A 16,421-nucleotide genomic window follows, 5' to 3' on the forward strand; every position below is an offset into this window, starting at 1 on the left:
ACACGAAACCACCGATGCCGAGCACCAGGGCCCACCCGATCGCCAGCGGCCACACATGGTGCGGCAACGGCGACGTCTTCATGTGGCCCATGAGCGAGTGACGCATCAAGTCGATGTAGACCGCGGCCGGGTTCGCGCTCATCACGTCGATCACCCACGGAGCCGCGTGCGCCCTCTTGAGGTTGTAGACCAACGGGTACATCACGCCGGACGCGTACAGCCACGTCCGCATGATGAACGGCAGCAGCTGCGCCAGGTCCGGCGTCTTGCTGCCCATCCGCGCCAGGACCAGCGCGAGGCCCGTGTTGAAGACGAACTGCAGCAGGAGCACCGGCGCCACCAGGACCCACGAGACGCGGGGCATGTGGCCGCAGCCCACCAGCACCAGGATGAGCACGAGCATCGAGTACAGCAGCTGCTGGAGCTGCTGCAGCGCGAAGGAGACCGGCAGCGCCGCCCGCGGGAAGTGCAGCGCCCGCACGAGGCCCAGGTTGCCCGAGATCGCACGCACGCCCGCCATCGCCGAGCTCTGCGTGAAGGTGAAGACGAACACACCCGTCACCAGGAACGGGATGAACGTGTTCGTCGACATCCCCCTCTTGGTGTTCATCAGGATGCCGAAGATGAAGTAGTAGACCAGGGCGTTCAGCAGGGGCGTCGCCACCTGCCAGACCTGGCCCAGCTTCGCCTGGCTGTACTGGGCGGTCAGCTTGGCGCTGGAGAAGGCGGCGATGAAGTGCCGCCGCCCCCACAACTGCCGCACGTACGCGGCGAGTCCGGGCCGGGCGCCGCTCACCGCGAGGCCGTACTTGCCGGCCAGTTCCTCGGCGGTCAGACCGTTGTCGGGGGCAGGCGGGGCACTCATGGCGACCGCGCCGTCGTGCGTTGTCTCGCTCACAGTCGGCACTCTCGTCCTCTGGATGCGCTTGCCGGAGTGACACCCCGGACCGCGCCCGGCGCTCTCGGACACGAGCCTGTCAGATCACAGGCGGACGGCCCAGTCGGGTCAGGCGCCACACGGTACGCCACTTCATGGGGCGCCGCGGGCCGCACGGCGTCGTCCAGCCCTCGCGGAAACCGCCGAACCACGCGCGCAGCGCCGGGAGCGACGGACGGCGCGCGAGGGTGAGCAGCAGCCACACGCCCACGTAGACGGGGACCAGGGGCGCGGGAAGGTTGCGGCGGGCGAGCCACACGCGGTTGCGGGCCACCATGCGGTGGTAGACCGCGTGCCGGCTGGGGGCCGTGGTCGGGTGGTGGAGCACCATGTCCGACCGATAGTCGATCATCCAGCCCGCGTCCAGCGCCCGCCAGGCGAGGTCGGTCTCCTCGTGGGCGTAGAAGAACTCGTCCGGCAGCCCGCCGACATCGGCGAACACCCGGGTGCGCGCGGCGTTGGCGCCGCCGAGGAAGGTGGTCACACGCGAGGAGCGCATCGGGTCGGAGGCCCGCAGCCGCGGCACGTGGCGGCGCTGGGTCTCGCCGGTGTCGGGGTCGGCGATGCGGAAGCTGATGATGCCGAGCTTCGGGTCGGCCGTGAAGGCGGCACGGCAGAGTTCGGCCGTGTCCTGGCCGGGCAGCAGTCCGTCGTCGTCGAGGAAGAGCAAGACGTCCACGTCCCGCCCGGCGGGCCCGAAGGCCTCGATGCCGACGTTGCGACCGGCCGGGATGCCCACGTTCTCGGGCAGTTCGACGGTGCGGACCGTCAGCCCGGGGACGGCCAGCGGGGGCAGCGGGGACCCGTTGCCCACCACGACGACCTCGACGGGGGCGCCGTCCTGCTTGGCGACGGACTCCAGCAGGGCCCGCAGCTCCTCGGGGCGGTTGCCCATGGTCAGCACGACGGCGCCGAGCTTCATGGTGTTCTCGCTCCTCATTTCAGCCTGCTGGACGCCAGGATCGACACGAGGTGCAGCAGGGTCTGCAGTATCGCGATGCCTGCCAGGACGGCGGTGCCGAGGCGGGTGAAGAACAGGTCGCCCCGGGTCGCGTCCACGATCGCGAGGACCAGGATCAGCAGGGACGCCTCGATCCCCAGGATCAGGCGGTGGAACTTCAGCGCCGCGGCAGCCTTGCGGGCCAGCGCCACGCCGGACGAACGCGGCTCGGCGGCGGACTCCTTGACCGGCGGCAGGCCGGCCTGGTGGCGGGCGACGCCGACGAGGTCGGTCTCGGACTTGACCAGGATGGCGCCGAGCGCGGCGAGCGTGCCGAGGAAGGCCCACAGCCAGTCGATCCGGCCGCCGCCCCAGAGGTCGGCGGCCCGCAGGCCCAGGCCGACCAGGACCGCGGCGTCGCACAGATAGGCGGCGACCCGGTCCAGGTAGACCCCGGAGATCGAGTACTGCTTCTTCCAGCGGGCGATCTCGCCGTCGACGCAGTCCAGCAGCAGGTAGAGCTGGACCATGACCACGCCGAGCACGGCGCCCGCGATCCCCGGCACCAGCAGGGCCGGGGCCGCGAGGACGCCCGCGACGGTCATCAGATACGTGAGCTGGTTGGGCGTGACCCTGGTGTTCACCAGGTACCGGTCCACCCGCAGCGAGATCTCCCGCATGTAGAGGCGGCCGGCCCAGTGCTCACCGCTGCGCCGGTCCTTCACACCCACGGGGTGGACGACCGGGCGCAGTTCAGCGACTGACGGTTTGTGCATAGTCGGCGAACGCGTCCCTGATCTGGTCGGTGGAGAGGTCGAGGTGCTCCAGGATGGTGTACCGCCCGGGGCGGGTCTGGGGCGCGTACTCCACCGCTCTGACGAACTCGTCGTCGGTGAAGCCGATGTCGCCCGGCAGCACGGGCAGTCGGTGCCGCCGCAGCACCTCGACCATCAGCGCGGATTCCTCGCGGGCACCGCGCAGGTGCATCGCGAAGGCGGCACCGAGGCCGCACTGCTCGCCGTGGCTGGCGGCGCGCTTGGGGTAGAGGAGGTCGAAGGCGTGGTTGATCTCGTGGCAGGCGCCGGAGGCCGGGCGGCTGTCGCCGGCCACGGACATCGAGATGCCGGTGAGCACCAGCCCCTCGGCCAGCACCTGCAGGAAGCCGTCGTCGCCCACGTCACCGGGGTGCCGGAGCACGGCCTCGCCGGCCTGGCGGGCCATGGCGGCGGCCAGTCCGTCGATCGCCTCGCCGGTCTCGCGGTTGGAGAGCTCCCAGTCCGCGACGGAGGAGATGTTGGAGATCGCGTCGCCGATGCCGGAGCGGACGTAGCGCACCGGGGCCTGACGGACGATGTCCAGGTCGATGACGACGGCGATCGGGTTGGGCACGCCGTAGGAGCCGCGGCCCGCGTCGTTGTCGAGGGTGGCGACGGGCGAACACAGGCCGTCGTGCGAGAGGTTGGTGGCCACGGCCACCAGCGGCAGGCCGATCCGCGCCGCGGCGTACTTGGCGCAGTCGATGATCTTGCCGCCGCCGAGGCCCACGACCGCGTCGTAGCGGCCGGACTTCATCGCGTCGCCGAGCCGGATCGCGTCGTCCAGCGTGCCGCCGCCGACCTCGTACCAGGAGGCGCCGGGCAGCGCGGGGGCGAGCCGCTCGCGCAGCGCCGCCCCCGAGCCGCCGCTGATGGCGACGGCCAGCTTGCCGGAGCTGGAGATGCGCTGGTCGGCGAGGACGTCGGCCAGATCGTTCAGCGCCCCGGCGCGGATGTCGACGACGACCGGCGAGGGGATGAGCCTCGTCAGTACTGGCACGCGATCTCCCGGCCCTTGGCGAGGTCGTCGTGGTTGTCGATCTCGACCCACTTCACATCGCCGATGGGGGCCGTGTCGACCTTGAAGCCGCGGTTGACGAGCTCCTGGTAGCCGTCCTCGTAGTAGAGGTCGGGGTCGCGCTCGAAGGTGGTCTTCAGCGCGTCGGCCAGCTCGGCGGCGGCCTCGGGCTCGATCAGGGTGACGCCGATGTACTCGCCGGTCGCGTCGGCCGGGTCCATCAGCTTGGTGATCTTCTGGACGCCCTTCTCGGCGTCCACGACGACCTTCATCTCCTCGTCGGCGAGGTTCTTCACCGTGTCGAGGGCGAGGATGATCTTCTGGCCGTCGCCGCGGGCGGCGAGCAGCGTCTTCTCGACGGAGACCGGGTGGACGGTGTCGCCGTTGGCCAGGATCACGCCGCGGCCGAGGACGTCACGGGCGCACCACAGGGAGTAGGCGTTGTTCCACTCCTCGGCCTTGTCGTTGTCGATGAGGGTCAGCTCGACGCCGTACTTGGCCTCGAGCGCCTCCTTGCGCTCGTACACGGCCTCCTTGCGGTAGCCGACGACGATCGCGACCTCGGTCAGGCCGACCTCGGCGAAGTTGGCCAGCGTCAGGTCGAGGACGGTCGTCGCCCCTTCCTCCCCTTCAGGGCCGACCGGCACCAGGGCCTTCGGAAGGGTGTCGGTGTAGGGGCGCAGACGCCGTCCGGCGCCGGCAGCCAGCACGAGGCCGATCATGCGGGTTCTCCTGTTTCGTCGTGGACTGCGGGTGCCCCGGAGGACACCCAGAACCGGATGCTCTCGCCGAGCACCACAAGCGCGATGGCGACGGCGAGGACCGTCAGCGCGATGGCAAAGCCCTGGCCGTGCCAGAGGGCGGCTGCGACGGTGACCGCCAGGACCCGCCCCTCGTGCCCGCCGACCGCCCGCACCAGCCAGTGCGGGGGCGCCCCGGTGCCGCCGCGGATGCGGTACACCGTGTCGTAGTGATGGTAGGCGACCGCGGCCACCAGGCCGAATGCCGCCGGGAGGGCGCCGGGGGCGCCGGACTTCGCCGCGAGGACGAGGACGATGCCGTACTCGGCGGCGCGCAGGATCGGCGGCACGAGCCAGTCGAGCGGGCCCTTGAGGGGGCGCGCGACGGCGACGCCGGCGAAGATCCCGTAGATCACGGCCTGCACCACGGCGCTCCAGGTGCCGCCGTTGCCGGCGAAGAGCGGGCCGACGAGCAGGCAGGCGGTGGCCAGCAGCGCCCAGAAGGGGGCGTTGTAGGTGCCGCCGGGGACCGTGCGGCCCAGGGTGCGGCTCGCGGCCTCGGCCAGCGGGCCGGAGTCGGCCAGGTCCGCCAGTGCCTGCGCGGCGCGGTCGGTGCGGCGGGCCTTCCGCGTGAGCGAGCGCAGGATGCGGCCCGCGGTGGTGTAGCAGGCGGCCACGGCGCAGCCGATCAGCAGTACGGTGAAGACGATGCGCGGGGTGGTGAGTGCAGTCAGCACCGCGATCAGCGCCCAGCGCTCGCCGATCGGCAGGACGATCATGCGGCGGGCCCAGACCGTCCAGCCGACGCTGTCGAGCCGGTCGGAGAGGGCGGCGGTGGGGCTGGTGTTGGCCGTCGCGTCGTGGTTCGCCTCGGTGAAGGAGAAGTCGACGACATGGCGGCAGGTCTGCAGCACCATGGCGCCCAGTGCGAGGGCCCACACGTCGTCGTGGCCGCCGCCGTGGGCGGCGCCGATCGCCAGGCCCGCGTAGTAGGCGTACTCCTTGGCGCGGTCGAAGGTCGCGTCGAGCCAGGCGCCGAGCGTGGAGTACTGCAGGGAGTAGCGGGCGAGCTGGCCGTCGGTGCAGTCCAGGACGAACGAGGCGATCAGCAGCACGCCCGCCGCGACGAAGCCCGGCCGGGTGCCGGTCGCGGCGCATGCGGCCGCGATCAGGGCGGTGAGCAGCGAGGCGGTGGTCACCTGGTTGGGGGTGAGACCGCGCCGGGCGCACCAGCGGGCGATGTAGCGGGAGTACGGGCTGATGCAGAAGGTGGTGAAGAAGCCGTCGCGGGACTTCACGGCGCTGCGCAGCCGGACGGCCTCGTCGTCGACGCCGGCGACCTCGGCCAGGGCCTTGGCCCGGGTCTCGTCGTCGGCCGGGACGGTGGCGACGAGCACGCCCAGCTCGGGGCGGTGCACCGGGACGCCTTCGGCTTCGAGACGGGGGGTGACGGCGCCCACGGCCTCGCCCTCCGCCACGGCGCGCGTCAGGGCGGCACGTGCCTCGGACTGCACCGACACCGCGCCGTCCACGGCGGCCGCCGGGAAGCGCGGATCGGTGAGTGCCAGCCGCAGGGCGTGGACGTGGCCGACGAAGGCGGGGTCGACGAGGGCGACCCGCTCCGCCGGGGGCACGGCCGCGAGCCCGTCGCGCAGCGCGGCCGCGTCCGCCGCCACGCGCACGTCGAAGCCGAGCGAGCGCAGGTCGTCCTCGAGGGACGAGCCCGCGGGCGGCGGACCGGTGAGGATGGCGGTCGACAGACGAACTCACTCCTTGGAAGCCGACGTGGCCGGCCGGGACGGCCGGCGTGGCGCGCAGGCCCGGCTGCGGGGCGGCGCGCGGCACGTCGGCAGAGGCTATCGGATCACCGGAAGTCGCCGTTCACCGCACGTGCACCGGGCGGCCTTCCTCGGTTGACAGGACGCGCGGGCGGGCCCGGGGGTTCCGCGGCGGGCCCGGCCCCCCGGCTGGATTAGGGTGCCGTGCATGACGTGGCTGATCACAGGCGGAGCCGGATATATCGGGGCGCACGTAGCGCGGGCGATGGTGGAGGCCGGGGAGAAGGTGGCCGTCCTGGACGACCTGTCCTCGGGCCGGGCCGTCCGGCTGCCCGAGGGCGTCCCGCTGGTGCAGGGCTCGGTCTCGGACCGGGAGCTGCTGGACCGCGCCCTCGCCGACCTGGACGTGGCGGGTGTGGTGCACCTCGCGGCGAAGAAGCAGGTCGGGGAGTCGGTCGAGAAGCCGCTGCTCTACTACCGGGAGAACGTGCACGGCCTGACCGTGCTGCTGGAGGCGGTGGTGGCCGCCGGGGTCGGCAGCTTCGTCTTCTCGTCCTCCGCGGCCGTGTACGGCATGCCGGATGTGGACCTCGTCACGGAGCGGACGCCGTGCCTGCCGATCAACCCCTACGGCGAGACCAAGCTCGCGGGCGAGTGGCTGGTGCGGGCGACGGGGGCCGCGTACGGGATCTCCACGGCCTGCCTGCGCTACTTCAACGTCGCGGGCGCGGCCCGGCCGGAGCTGGCCGACACCGGGATCTTCAACATCATCCCGATGATGTTCGACCGGATCACCCGCGGAGAGCGGCCGAAGATCTTCGGTGCCGACTACGACACCCCGGACGGCACCTGCGTCCGCGACTACATCCACATCGAGGACCTGGCCACCGCCCACCTGGCCGCCGCCCGCCGGCTCGCCGGGCGCACCGGCGGCGGGGACCTCACGCTCAACGTCGGCACCGGGCAGGGGGTGTCCGTGCGCGAGATGGCGGACCTGATCGGGGAGATCACCGGCCGTACGGACCTGCCGCCCGAGGTCGCGCCGCGCCGGCCGGGCGACCCGGCGCGGGTCGTGGCGTCGAACGCGACGATCGCCGAGGAGCTCGGCTGGACCGCCCGGCACGACCTCCGCAGCATGGTCTCCTCGGCCTGGGAGGGGTGGTGCCTGCACCACCCCGAGGCACGTCCTCGCTGATCACAGCGTTGGAGCATCGCCGCAGGTCAGAGGCAATGACAACGGTGTTCAATGCCGCGTTGCCAATACCCCCCACCCGTAGTTCACTGGGGTCTCGGCCGGCCCCCGCCGGCCGTTTCGGCGAGCGCTCGGGAGAGGCGGCGTTTCGATGGGTGCAGGGCATGACCACGGCCACTCGCACGGGGGACCCCCGCCGACGAGCGGCACCGCTGCCGCCGCCTACAAGGGCCGGCTGCGGATCGCTCTGGGCATCACCCTGACGGTGCTGGTCGCGGAGATCGTCGGCAGCGCCCTGACCGGGTCGCTGGCGCTGCTCGCGGACGCGGGCCACATGGCGACGGACGCGGTCGGGGTGGGCATGGCGCTGGTGGCGATCCACTTCGCCAACCGGCCGGCCGGCGGGCGGCGCACGTACGGCTATGCGCGGGCGGAGATCCTGGCGGCGCTGCTGAACTGCCTGCTGCTGCTCGGCGTCGGCGGCTTCATCCTCATCGAGGCCGTGCAGCGGCTGATGGAGCCCACCGAGGTGCCGGGCGGGACGACCGTGCTCTTCGGCCTGGTGGGCGTCGTCGCCAACCTGATCTCGCTGGCCCTGCTGATGCGCGGCCAGAAGGAGAGCCTCAATGTGCGCGGGGCGTTCCTGGAGGTCCTCTCGGACGCGCTCGGTTCGCTGGCCGTGGTGATCTCGGCCCTGGTCATCATGGCCACCGGCTGGACGCAGGCGGACCCGGTCGCCTCGCTGCTGATCGGCCTGATGATCGTGCCGCGGACGGTCAAGCTGCTGCGGGAGGCGCTGGACGTGCTCCTGGAGGCCGCGCCGAAGAACGTCGACATGGCCGAGGTGCGGGCGCACATCATGGCCCTGCCGGGCGTGGAGGACCTGCACGACCTGCACGTGTGGACGATCACCTCGGGCATGCCGGTGCTCTCCGCGCACGTGGTCGTGGACCCGCAGGCGCTGGACTCGGCCGGGCACGAGAAGATGCTGCACGACCTGCAGGGCTGCCTGGGCGAGCATTTCGACGTCGAGCACTGCACCTTCCAGCTGGAGCCCAGCGGGCACGCGGAGCACGAGGCCAGGCTGTGTCACTAGGCGCTCCGCGGGAAGTGCAGTGCGTCGGCTGCGGGCGCGTCGTGGCCGGTCGCGCCCACGCGGCGGAGCCGCATGAGTAACGGCCCCGCGCCCCTTCGGGGCGCGACCACGCACCGCACTTCACCAAGCCCGCTCAGGCCCGTGCCAACCCGTCGGACAGGCCCCGGCGCCGTTCCTGAGGCAGACTTCAGGGACGACGACCGAGAACGAGGGACGGCCATGCCGATGACGTCAGCCGCGGCTTCCGGGAGCAGCGACGAACCGATCATGCTGGAGCTGGTCGACGAGAGCGGCAGGACGATCGGCACCGCCGAGAAGCTCTCCGCCCACGTCGCACCCGGCAGGCTGCACCGCGCCTTCTCGGTCTTCCTCTTCGACGACAACGGCCGGCTGCTGCTGCAGCGCCGGGCGCTGGGCAAGTACCACTCCCCCGGCGTCTGGTCGAACACCTGCTGCGGGCACCCGTACCCGGCGGAGCCGCCGTTCGTCGCGGCGGCCCGGCGCACGGCCGAGGAGCTGGGCGTCGCGCCTGCGCTGCTGCGCGAAGCGGGAACGGTCCGCTACAACCACCCGGACCCGGCCTCGGGCCTGGTCGAGCAGGAGTACAACCACCTCTTCGCCGGGACCGTGCGGGACACCCCTCGCCCGGATCCGGCGGAGATCGTGGAGACGGCGTTCGTGACCCCCGCCGAACTGGACGCGCTGCGGGAGAAGGCCGAATTCTCCGCGTGGTTCATGACGGTGCTGGACGCCGTCCGGCCGGTGGTCCGGGAGCTCACCGGCCCCGCTGCGGGCTGGTGAGCGGCAGGGCGGCCCAGACCACCTTGCCGCCCCCGGCGGTGTGCTCCACGTCGTGGCAGCCGCCGGCCTCCTCGACGACGGCCTGCACGAGCAGCAGGCCACGGCCGCCGGTGCACTCGTCGTCGACCTCCATCGGCCGGGGCCGGTACGGGTGGCTGTCCTCGACGGCCACCCGTACCCAGGCCGGGCCGATGGAGACCTCGACGCCCACCTCCGGCGAGAGCAGGGCCGCGTGCTGGACGGCGTTGGTGACCAGCTCGGACACGATCAGCAGCAGGCCGTGCAGCAGGTCCGGGCGGATCGGCACGCCCTGACGCGCGATCAGCTCGCGGACGGCGTGCCGGGCGCCCGGGACGGAGCAGTCGAGCGACGGGACGGTCAGCCGCCAGCTGCCCTCGTAGCCGCCCGGTCTGCGGGGCTGGGCCACCGCCCGACCGGGCCCCTTGGGGGCGCTTCCGAGGATCTCCATGTCCGATACCAACCCCTCGCCGTGGCTCGACCGCACACGTCGAGTGTTGGGAATTCAACCGTCCGTACCGGGACGCTGAACGGAAGTCAGCCCCTATCGACGGTATTTGACCGGGTGCGTATGCCGCGGTCACACACACGACTGTTCCTGGCTAGTCCAGTTCACTCTTCACGGAGCGCACGGCCCGCCGGCCGCCGACGCCGAGGGCGATCAGCCCGAGCCCGTCGAAGAGCAGGGCCAGCGAGATGAACGTACCGATCACATAGAGGCTGCTGTGCGGCCAGTTCCCGAGCACCAGGATGCCCAGCAGCAGGTCGAAGGCGCCCTGCAGCAGCGTCCAGGCGCACTGCGGACCGCGCACCACCAGGCTGCCCACCAGGCGGAACACCCCGCCGGTGAGGAACAGCAGCGCCGCGAACATCGTCAGCGCCTCGGCCGCGCCCACGGGCATCTTGATGACCACGACACCGGCCGCGATGTTCAGCGCGGCGACCACCGCGCCCAGCCAGAAGTAGTTGCTCGCCCGCGACTGGACGGCGTGCAGCAGGCCCACGACGCCGCCGATCAGCAGCAGCCAGCCGAAGAGAAGCATCGTGGTGAGGGTCGCGAAGCCGGCGTAGGCGAGGCCCACCACCCCCGCGAGCACCAGGATCCCGCCGAGCAGGGCCAGCACCCCGAAACCGCGGCTCAGCCGCGTCGTGCGTCCCCTGGGCATGAGCGCCTCCTCACAGCGCCCCCTGATTTTGATCATAGGGGCGCCGGCGCCGGATAGCATCCGGCACATGGAGCCCGCAGCACTGCACCTGGACGTCATCGGTGCCACCGCGACCGTCCGCATCGACCACCCGGCCAAGCGGAACGCCATGACCACGGAGATGTGGCAGGCACTGCCGGGCCTGCTGAAGCAGTGCGCCGCCGATCCTGCCGTGCGCGTGCTGGTACTGACCGGCCAGAACGGAACGTTCTGCGCCGGGGCGGACATCTCCACGCTCACCGTCGACCACGGCGCGGGCGCGCAGGGCCTGGCGGTGGCGGCCGAGGAGGCCCTGGCCGCCTTCCCCAAGCCCACGATCGCCGCCGTGCGCGGCCACTGCGTGGGCGGCGGCTGCCAGCTCGCCGCCGCGTGCGACCTGCGGTTCGCCGCGGAGGGGGCGATGTTCGGGGTGACCCCGGCGCGGCTGGGGATCGCCTACCCGGCGGTCACCACGCGGCGGCTGGCGGAGCTCGTCGGGCCGGCGGCGGCCAAGTACCTGCTGTTCTCCGGGGAATTGATCGACACCGAACGGGCGCTGCGGATGGGCCTGGTGGACGAGGTGTGGCCGGAGGAGCAGTTGGGGCCGCGGGTGGCGGAGTTCGCGGAGGTGCTGGCGGGACGGTCGTTGCTGACCCAGGCGGCGGCGAAGGCTGCGCTGGCGACGGACGGGGACGGCGCCGAATGGTCCCTGGAGGCCCGCAGAAGCGGGGAGACGGCGGAGGGCGTGGCGGCGTTCCTGGAACGCCGCACCCCGAAATTCGGCTGGACGAGCGCCCCGTAAGGGGCGCGGGGAACTGCGCGACAAGCCACAACGAACCCGCGCCCGAAGAACAACGCTAAACCTCGGCCGCCGCCAACATCTCCGCAACCAGGTCAGCCGGAGCCGCCGCAGGCGACCCCGCATCGTACGGCGGCCGCGGATCGTACTCCATCATCAGCTGAACGGTCTGCGCCGCCCGGTCCCCGGCCAGCCGGCCCGCCAGGGTCAGGCCCATGTCGATGCCCGCCGAGACCCCGGCCGCCGTCACGTACTTGCCGTCCATGACGACCCGTTCGCGCGTCGGCTCCGCGCCGTACCCGGTCAGGTGCTCCAGTGCCGTCCAGTGCGACGTCGCCCGGCGCCCGGTGAGCAGTCCGGCACTGCCGAGGATCAGGGAACCGGTGCACACGGACGTCGTCCAGGTCGTGTGCCGGTCCGCCTCCCGGAGCCACTCGTGCAGCGGGCCCGGTTGCAGCGGCAGCTTGTGGACGGGGCCGCCGGGGACCACGACGACGTCGGGGCGGGGCACCTCGTCGAGCGCGGCGTCGGCGACGAGCGTGAGCGTGCCCGACTCGTTGCCGACCGGACCGCGCCGCTCCGCCACGAACACGGCCTCGGCGCCGGGCAGATGGGCGAGCGCGTCGTACGGCCCGACGGCGTCGAGCGCGGTGAAGTCCGGGTAGAGCAGGATGGCGAGCTGCATGAGAAGCCTTTCAGTCCTTCGTTCCGTTGGTGACGAACCGGCGCCGGTATTCGGCGGGCGCCGTGCCCAGATCCCGCACGAAGGCGCGGCGCATGGCCTCCGGGGTGCCGTAGCCGCAGGCGCGGGAGACCTCCTCCACGCCGTCGGCGGTGTCCTCCAGCAGCCGCCGGGCGGCCTCCATGCGCGCCCTCGCGGCGTAGCGGCCGGGCGGCATGCCGACCTCGTCCCGGAAGGCCCGGGCGAAGTGCCGGGGCGAGAGGTTCGCGCGGGCGGCGAGGGCCTCGACGGAGAGGTCGGCGCCGGGGTGTTCGGCGATCCAGTGCTGGAGGTCGCGCAGCGGCGGGCGCCGCGCGGTCTGGGCGGCGAGCTGGGCGCTGAACTGCCGCTGGTTTCCCGGGCGGCGCAGGAAGACCACCAGGTGCCGGGCCACGGCGAGCGCCGCCGCCCGGCCCAGCTGCTCCTCGACGACGTCGAGGGCGAGGTCGATGCCCGCGGTGACGCCCGCCGAGGTGGAGATGTGACCGTCCCTCACGAAGATGGGGTCGGGTTCCAGCAGCACCGCGGGGTACCGCTCGGCGAAGGCCTCGCAGTACGCCCAGTGCGTGGTGGCCCGGCGGCCGTCCAGCAGTCCGGCCGCGGCGAGCAGGAATGCGCCCGTGCAGACCGACAACAGCCGCTCGGCACGGGCTCCGTGGTCGCGCAGCCAGGCGGTCAGCCGGGGATCGGCCCCGCCGGTGCACTCGCCGCCGGGCACCAGGACGATGTCCGGGACACCGGCGTCCGCGAGTGCGGAGTCGGGGGCGAGCCGCAGACCGCTCCCGGTGCGGACGGGCTCGCCGTCGGCGGTGGCGGTGCGCACTTCGTAGGCACCGTGGCTCCCGCCCCGCGCCCCGGCCCCGTTGAACACTTCGAGGGGGCCGGTGACATCGAGGCTCTGGACGCCCTCGTAGAGGACGATCAGGACGGTGCGGCGGGTGGTCATGCCTCTCATGCTGGCCGGGCACCGTGGCGCCCGCAACGCCGGATTCCCCACCTTTCCTGCCACCGCCCGCACGGATGCGGAAGTGCCCGCCCCGGCCTTCCCGTTGTACCAACCAGTCGGTAACGTGCAGTACATGACCAATGCATCGGATGTGTCCGAAGACGCCGCAAGGCGCTGCAACACCGTCGTCAACCCCTTCCATGCGGCCCACTACTTCGCCCCGGACGCCACCGGGGAACTGACGGCGCTCGGCCTCGAGGAAGGCCGTGCCGCCTACTTCGCCGGGCGCAGCGCCGCCTTCGGCCGTGTCGGCGCGGGGGCCGTCACGGCCACGTTCCACAGCTTCAAGCACGAGCTGATCGCGCAGCACGTGCCGCACGTCTGGGACGTCGCCTCGCCCCAGCAGGTGCTGGACGCCCGGCTGCGGGGCGCCGACGCCTATCTGCGGCGGCTGCTCGGCGAGGAGGCCGTCGCCTCCGCCGGGATGGCCGAGGCCGCCGGGCTCGCGCTGCGCGCCACGGAGGCGTGCCAGCGGGCGGTCCGCCCGCTGTACGCGGCCCACGCCGACCTGCCCGTGCCCGACGCGCCGCACCTCGCCCTGTGGCACGCCAGCACGCTGCTGCGCGAGCACCGCGGCGACGGCCACCTGATCGCCCTCGGCCACTCCGGGCTCGACCCCGTCGAGGCGCTCGTCACGCACAGCGCCACCGGCAAGGGCATGGCGCGCAACTGGCTGATCACCATGCGCGGCTGGACCGAGGAGGAGCTGGACGCGGCCAAGGACCGGCTGCGCGAGCGCGGACTGCTGGACGCGGACGGGGGGTTGACGGCGAAGGGCGACGCGCTGCGCGAGGACATCGAGCGCGAGACGGACCGCCTGGACCGGGCCCCGTACCTGCACCTGGGCGCGACCGGCGTCGAGCGGCTGATCGAGCTGATGACGGGCTTCACCACGGCCCTGGTCAAGGGGGGCGCCTTCCCGGCGGATCTGCGCGGAAGGGCCTGAGGCACCCGGTCTCCCCGCGCCCCTTCGGGGCGCGGCACGGTTCCTGCCACAATGACAGGTCACGGCTTCCGGGAGAAAGCAGAGCGTGATCGTGATCGAAGGCAGGATCGCCGAGGAACTCGGTGTGCGGGAAGGGCAGGTCAAGGCTGCCGTCGAGCTGCTCGACGGCGGCGCGACCGTGCCCTTCGTCGCCCGCTACCGCAAGGAGGCGACCGGGGCGCTGGACGACGCGCAGCTGCGCACCCTCGAGGAGCGGCTGCGCTACCTGCGGGAGCTGGAGGAGCGGCGGGCCTCGATCCTGGAGTCCGTGCGGTCCCAGGGCAAGCTGGACGCGCAGCTGGAGGCGCGGATCCGCGAGGCCGACTCCAAGGCCCGGCTGGAGGACATCTACCTGCCCTTCAAGCCCAAGCGGCGCACCAAGGCGCAGATCGCGCGGGAGGCCGGGCTGGAGCCGCTCGCCGACGGGCTGCTGAGCGACCCCGGCGTCGAGCCGGCGGCCGCCGCGGCGGCCTTCGTCGACGCGGACAAGGGCGTTGCGGACACGGCCGCCGCGCTGGAGGGCGCGCGGGCCGTTCTGACCGAGCGGTTCGGCGAGGACGCGGACCTCATCGGCGAGCTGCGCGAGCGCATGTGGACGCGGGGCCGCCTGGCGGCGAAGGTGCGCGACGGCAAGGACGAGGCGGGCGCGAAGTTCGCCGACTACTTCTCCTTCGCCGAACCCTTCACCGCCCTGCCCTCGCACCGCGTGCTGGCCATGCTGCGCGGCGAGAAGGAGGAGGTCCTCGACCTCACGCTGGAGCCGGACGAGCCGTCCGCCGCCGCCGAGGCCGGACCGACGGCGTACGAGCAGGCGATCGCCCGGCGCTTCGGCATCGCCGACCGCGGCCGCCCCGCCGACAAGTGGCTCGGCGACACCGTGCGCTGGGCCTGGCGCACGCGCATCCTCGTCCACCTCGGCATCGACCTGCGGCTGCGGCTGCGCCAGGCCGCGGAGGACGAGGCGGTGCGCGTCTTCGCCGCCAACCTGCGGGACCTGCTGCTCGCCGCCCCCGCCGGCACGCGCGCCACGATGGGCCTCGACCCGGGCTTCCGCACGGGCGTGAAGGTGGCCGTCGTGGACGCGACGGGCAAGGTGGCCGCCACCGAGACCGTCTACCCGCACGTCCCGCAGAGCAAGTGGGACGCCTCGCTGGCCACCCTGGCCCGGCTCGCCCGCGAGCACGACGTCGAGCTCGTCGCCATCGGCAACGGCACGGCCTCCCGCGAGACGGACCGGCTGGCCGCCGATCTCCTCGCGCGGCACCCGGAGTTGAAGCTGACGAAGGTGACGGTCTCGGAGGCCGGCGCCTCCGTGTACTCCGCCTCCGCCTTCGCCTCGCAGGAACTGCCCGGCCTCGACGTGTCGCTGCGCGGCGCCGTCTCGATCGCGCGCCGGCTGCAGGACCCGCTCGCCGAACTCGTCAAGATCGACCCCAAGTCGATCGGTGTCGGCCAGTACCAGCACGACCTGTCCGAGGTGAAGCTGTCGCGCTCGCTCGACGCGGTCGTCGAGGACTGCGTCAACGGTGTCGGCGTCGACGTCAACACCGCGTCCACGCCGCTGCTTTCGCGGGTGTCGGGCATCAGCGCGGGCCTCGCGGAGAACATCGTGGCGCACCGGGACGCCAACGGGCCGTTCCACAGCCGCCGGGCGCTGAAGGACGTGTCGCGCCTCGGCCCCAAGGCGTACGAGCAGTGCGCGGGCTTCCTCCGCATCCGCGGCGGCGACGACCCGCTGGACGCGTCCAGTGTCCACCCCGAGTCGTACCCCGTGGTGCGGGCGATGGTGAAGACGGCGGGCGGCGAGGTCTCCTCGCTCATCGGCAACACCGGGGTGCTGCGCTCGCTGCGGCCGCAGGACTTCGTCAGCGATGCGGTGGGGCTGCCGACGGTCACGGACATCCTGCGCGAACTGGAGAAGCCGGGCCGCGACCCGCGGCCGGCGTTCAGGACCGCCACGTTCAAGGAGGGCGTCGAGAAGATCGGCGACCTGCAGCCGGGGATGGTGCTGGAGGGCGTCGTCACCAACGTGGCCGCGTTCGGCGCGTTCGTGGACGTCGGGGTGCACCAGGACGGCCTGGTGCACGTGTCCGCGATGTCGAAGACGTTCGTCAAGGACCCGCGGGACGTGGTGAAGCCGGGGGACATCGTGCGGGTGAAGGTGCTGGAGGTGGATGTTCCGCGCAAGCGGATCTCGCTGACGCTCAGGTTGGAGGACTCGGCGGCGCCGGCCCCCGCCGGGGGTTCGGAGCGGCGCTCCGCGCCGCGCCAGCGCAAGGGCGGCGCCCCACGCGGCGGCAAGCTCGCCGCCCCCGCGGACGGCGCGATGGCGGATGCGCTGCGCCGCGCGGGCTTGTTGGGCCCGAAGGGCTGACCGCCCTGCGCCCCGTA

The 16,421-nt window shown here is 72.7% G+C and carries 16 protein-coding genes; 6 read left to right on the plus strand and 10 right to left on the minus strand.

The window, feature by feature from the left end; genetic code table 11:
* The 6 genes from ACLHRZ_RS30040 to ACLHRZ_RS30065 form a co-directional block, all read right to left on the minus strand.
* On the minus strand, nucleotides 1-898 hold an 898-nt coding region (locus ACLHRZ_RS30040), incomplete at its 3' end, for an ABC transporter permease (RefSeq protein ID WP_490421712.1).
* 79 nt (nucleotides 899-977) lie between these two features.
* The gene (locus ACLHRZ_RS30045; protein ID WP_490421713.1) at nucleotides 978-1,859 is read right to left on the minus strand and encodes a glycosyltransferase family 2 protein; all 882 of its coding nucleotides are present in this window, start codon (nucleotides 1,857-1,859) and stop codon (nucleotides 978-980) included.
* 14 nt (nucleotides 1,860-1,873) lie between these two features.
* Entirely contained in the window at nucleotides 1,874-2,653 is a 780-nt protein-coding gene (locus ACLHRZ_RS30050; RefSeq protein ID WP_490421714.1) for a CDP-alcohol phosphatidyltransferase family protein, read from the minus strand.
* A complete protein-coding gene (locus ACLHRZ_RS30055; protein WP_490421715.1) occupies nucleotides 2,631-3,692 on the minus strand; it encodes an iron-containing alcohol dehydrogenase family protein in 1,062 nt (353 codons plus the stop codon). The genes ACLHRZ_RS30050 and ACLHRZ_RS30055 overlap by 23 nt, the downstream gene beginning before the upstream one ends.
* The gene (locus tag ACLHRZ_RS30060) at nucleotides 3,680-4,432 is read right to left on the minus strand and encodes a phosphocholine cytidylyltransferase family protein (protein WP_490421716.1); all 753 of its coding nucleotides are present in this window, start codon (nucleotides 4,430-4,432) and stop codon (nucleotides 3,680-3,682) included. Before ACLHRZ_RS30060 ends, ACLHRZ_RS30055 begins: the two co-directional genes overlap by 13 nt.
* Nucleotides 4,429-6,210: a DUF5941 domain-containing protein gene (locus ACLHRZ_RS30065; protein WP_490421768.1), complete on the minus strand. Its 1,782-nt coding sequence runs from the start codon at nucleotides 6,208-6,210 to the stop codon at nucleotides 4,429-4,431. The genes ACLHRZ_RS30060 and ACLHRZ_RS30065 overlap by 4 nt, the downstream gene beginning before the upstream one ends.
* 226 nt (nucleotides 6,211-6,436) lie before the next feature.
* Between ACLHRZ_RS30065 and galE the strand changes: the two genes are divergently transcribed.
* The 3 genes from galE to idi all read left to right on the plus strand — a co-directional run bounded on the left by galE (nucleotide 6,437) and on the right by idi (nucleotide 9,317).
* Nucleotides 6,437-7,423, plus strand: a complete 987-nt coding sequence (gene galE / locus ACLHRZ_RS30070; protein ID WP_490421717.1) for a UDP-glucose 4-epimerase GalE — start codon at nucleotides 6,437-6,439, stop codon at nucleotides 7,421-7,423.
* Nucleotides 7,424-7,571: 148 nt separating this feature from the next.
* On the plus strand, nucleotides 7,572-8,516 hold the full coding sequence (locus tag ACLHRZ_RS30075) for a cation diffusion facilitator family transporter (protein WP_490421718.1): 945 nt from the start codon (nucleotides 7,572-7,574) through the stop codon (nucleotides 8,514-8,516).
* 219 nt (nucleotides 8,517-8,735) lie between these two features.
* Nucleotides 8,736-9,317: an isopentenyl-diphosphate Delta-isomerase gene (idi, locus tag ACLHRZ_RS30080; protein ID WP_490421719.1), complete on the plus strand. Its 582-nt coding sequence runs from the start codon at nucleotides 8,736-8,738 to the stop codon at nucleotides 9,315-9,317.
* Here the strand turns inward: idi and ACLHRZ_RS30085 are convergent.
* Nucleotides 9,292-9,786, minus strand: coding sequence for an ATP-binding protein (locus ACLHRZ_RS30085; RefSeq protein WP_490421720.1), 495 nt, complete (start codon nucleotides 9,784-9,786; stop codon nucleotides 9,292-9,294). The genes idi and ACLHRZ_RS30085 overlap by 26 nt on opposite strands.
* A 151-nt stretch (nucleotides 9,787-9,937) precedes the next feature.
* A complete protein-coding gene (locus ACLHRZ_RS30090; protein ID WP_490421721.1) occupies nucleotides 9,938-10,501 on the minus strand; it encodes an HdeD family acid-resistance protein in 564 nt (187 codons plus the stop codon).
* 67 nt (nucleotides 10,502-10,568) lie between these two features.
* Here ACLHRZ_RS30090 and ACLHRZ_RS30095 point away from each other — a divergent pair, with 67 nt between their 5' ends.
* Entirely contained in the window at nucleotides 10,569-11,321 is a 753-nt protein-coding gene (locus tag ACLHRZ_RS30095; protein WP_490421722.1) for an enoyl-CoA hydratase/isomerase family protein, read from the plus strand.
* Nucleotides 11,322-11,376: 55 nt separating this feature from the next.
* On the opposite strand, the gene ACLHRZ_RS30100 is transcribed toward ACLHRZ_RS30095, so the two are convergent.
* Together ACLHRZ_RS30100 and ACLHRZ_RS30105 are read right to left on the minus strand one after the other, a co-directional pair.
* Nucleotides 11,377-12,003, minus strand: a complete 627-nt coding sequence (locus tag ACLHRZ_RS30100) for a DJ-1/PfpI family protein (protein WP_490421723.1) — start codon at nucleotides 12,001-12,003, stop codon at nucleotides 11,377-11,379.
* Nucleotides 12,004-12,013: 10 nt separating this feature from the next.
* A complete protein-coding gene (locus ACLHRZ_RS30105; protein WP_490421724.1) occupies nucleotides 12,014-12,985 on the minus strand; it encodes a GlxA family transcriptional regulator in 972 nt (323 codons plus the stop codon).
* A gap of 133 nt (nucleotides 12,986-13,118) precedes the next feature.
* Here ACLHRZ_RS30105 and ACLHRZ_RS30110 point away from each other — a divergent pair, with 133 nt between their 5' ends.
* On the plus strand, nucleotides 13,119-13,991 hold the full coding sequence (locus tag ACLHRZ_RS30110; protein WP_490421725.1) for an SCO6745 family protein: 873 nt from the start codon (nucleotides 13,119-13,121) through the stop codon (nucleotides 13,989-13,991).
* Nucleotides 13,992-14,076: 85 nt separating this feature from the next.
* The gene (locus ACLHRZ_RS30115) at nucleotides 14,077-16,404 is read left to right on the plus strand and encodes a Tex family protein (RefSeq protein WP_490421726.1); all 2,328 of its coding nucleotides are present in this window, start codon (nucleotides 14,077-14,079) and stop codon (nucleotides 16,402-16,404) included.
* The last annotated feature ends 17 nt before the right edge of the window (nucleotides 16,405-16,421 follow it).

The sequence above is a fragment of the Streptomyces sp. AM25 genome, assembly GCF_058146165.1.

Excerpts from the sequence above, each read along its gene's own strand:
- galE (WP_490421717.1), top strand. The coding sequence starts at position 6,437 with ATGACGTGGCTGATCACAGGCGGAGCCGGATATATCGGGGCGCACGTA.
- ACLHRZ_RS30100 (WP_490421723.1), bottom strand. The coding sequence starts at position 12,003 with ATGCAGCTCGCCATCCTGCTCTACCCGGACTTCACCGCGCTCGACGCC.
- ACLHRZ_RS30085 (WP_490421720.1), bottom strand. The coding sequence starts at position 9,786 with ATGGAGATCCTCGGAAGCGCCCCCAAGGGGCCCGGTCGGGCGGTGGCC.
- ACLHRZ_RS30075 (WP_490421718.1), top strand. The coding sequence starts at position 7,572 with ATGGGTGCAGGGCATGACCACGGCCACTCGCACGGGGGACCCCCGCCG.
- ACLHRZ_RS30090 (WP_490421721.1), bottom strand. The coding sequence starts at position 10,501 with ATGCCCAGGGGACGCACGACGCGGCTGAGCCGCGGTTTCGGGGTGCTG.
- ACLHRZ_RS30060 (WP_490421716.1), bottom strand. The coding sequence starts at position 4,432 with ATGATCGGCCTCGTGCTGGCTGCCGGCGCCGGACGGCGTCTGCGCCCC.
- idi (WP_490421719.1), top strand. The coding sequence starts at position 8,736 with ATGCCGATGACGTCAGCCGCGGCTTCCGGGAGCAGCGACGAACCGATC.
- ACLHRZ_RS30050 (WP_490421714.1), bottom strand. The coding sequence starts at position 2,653 with ATGCACAAACCGTCAGTCGCTGAACTGCGCCCGGTCGTCCACCCCGTG.
- ACLHRZ_RS30095 (WP_490421722.1), top strand. The coding sequence starts at position 10,569 with ATGGAGCCCGCAGCACTGCACCTGGACGTCATCGGTGCCACCGCGACC.
- ACLHRZ_RS30045 (WP_490421713.1), bottom strand. The coding sequence starts at position 1,859 with ATGAAGCTCGGCGCCGTCGTGCTGACCATGGGCAACCGCCCCGAGGAG.
- ACLHRZ_RS30110 (WP_490421725.1), top strand. The coding sequence starts at position 13,119 with ATGACCAATGCATCGGATGTGTCCGAAGACGCCGCAAGGCGCTGCAAC.
- ACLHRZ_RS30105 (WP_490421724.1), bottom strand. The coding sequence starts at position 12,985 with ATGACCACCCGCCGCACCGTCCTGATCGTCCTCTACGAGGGCGTCCAG.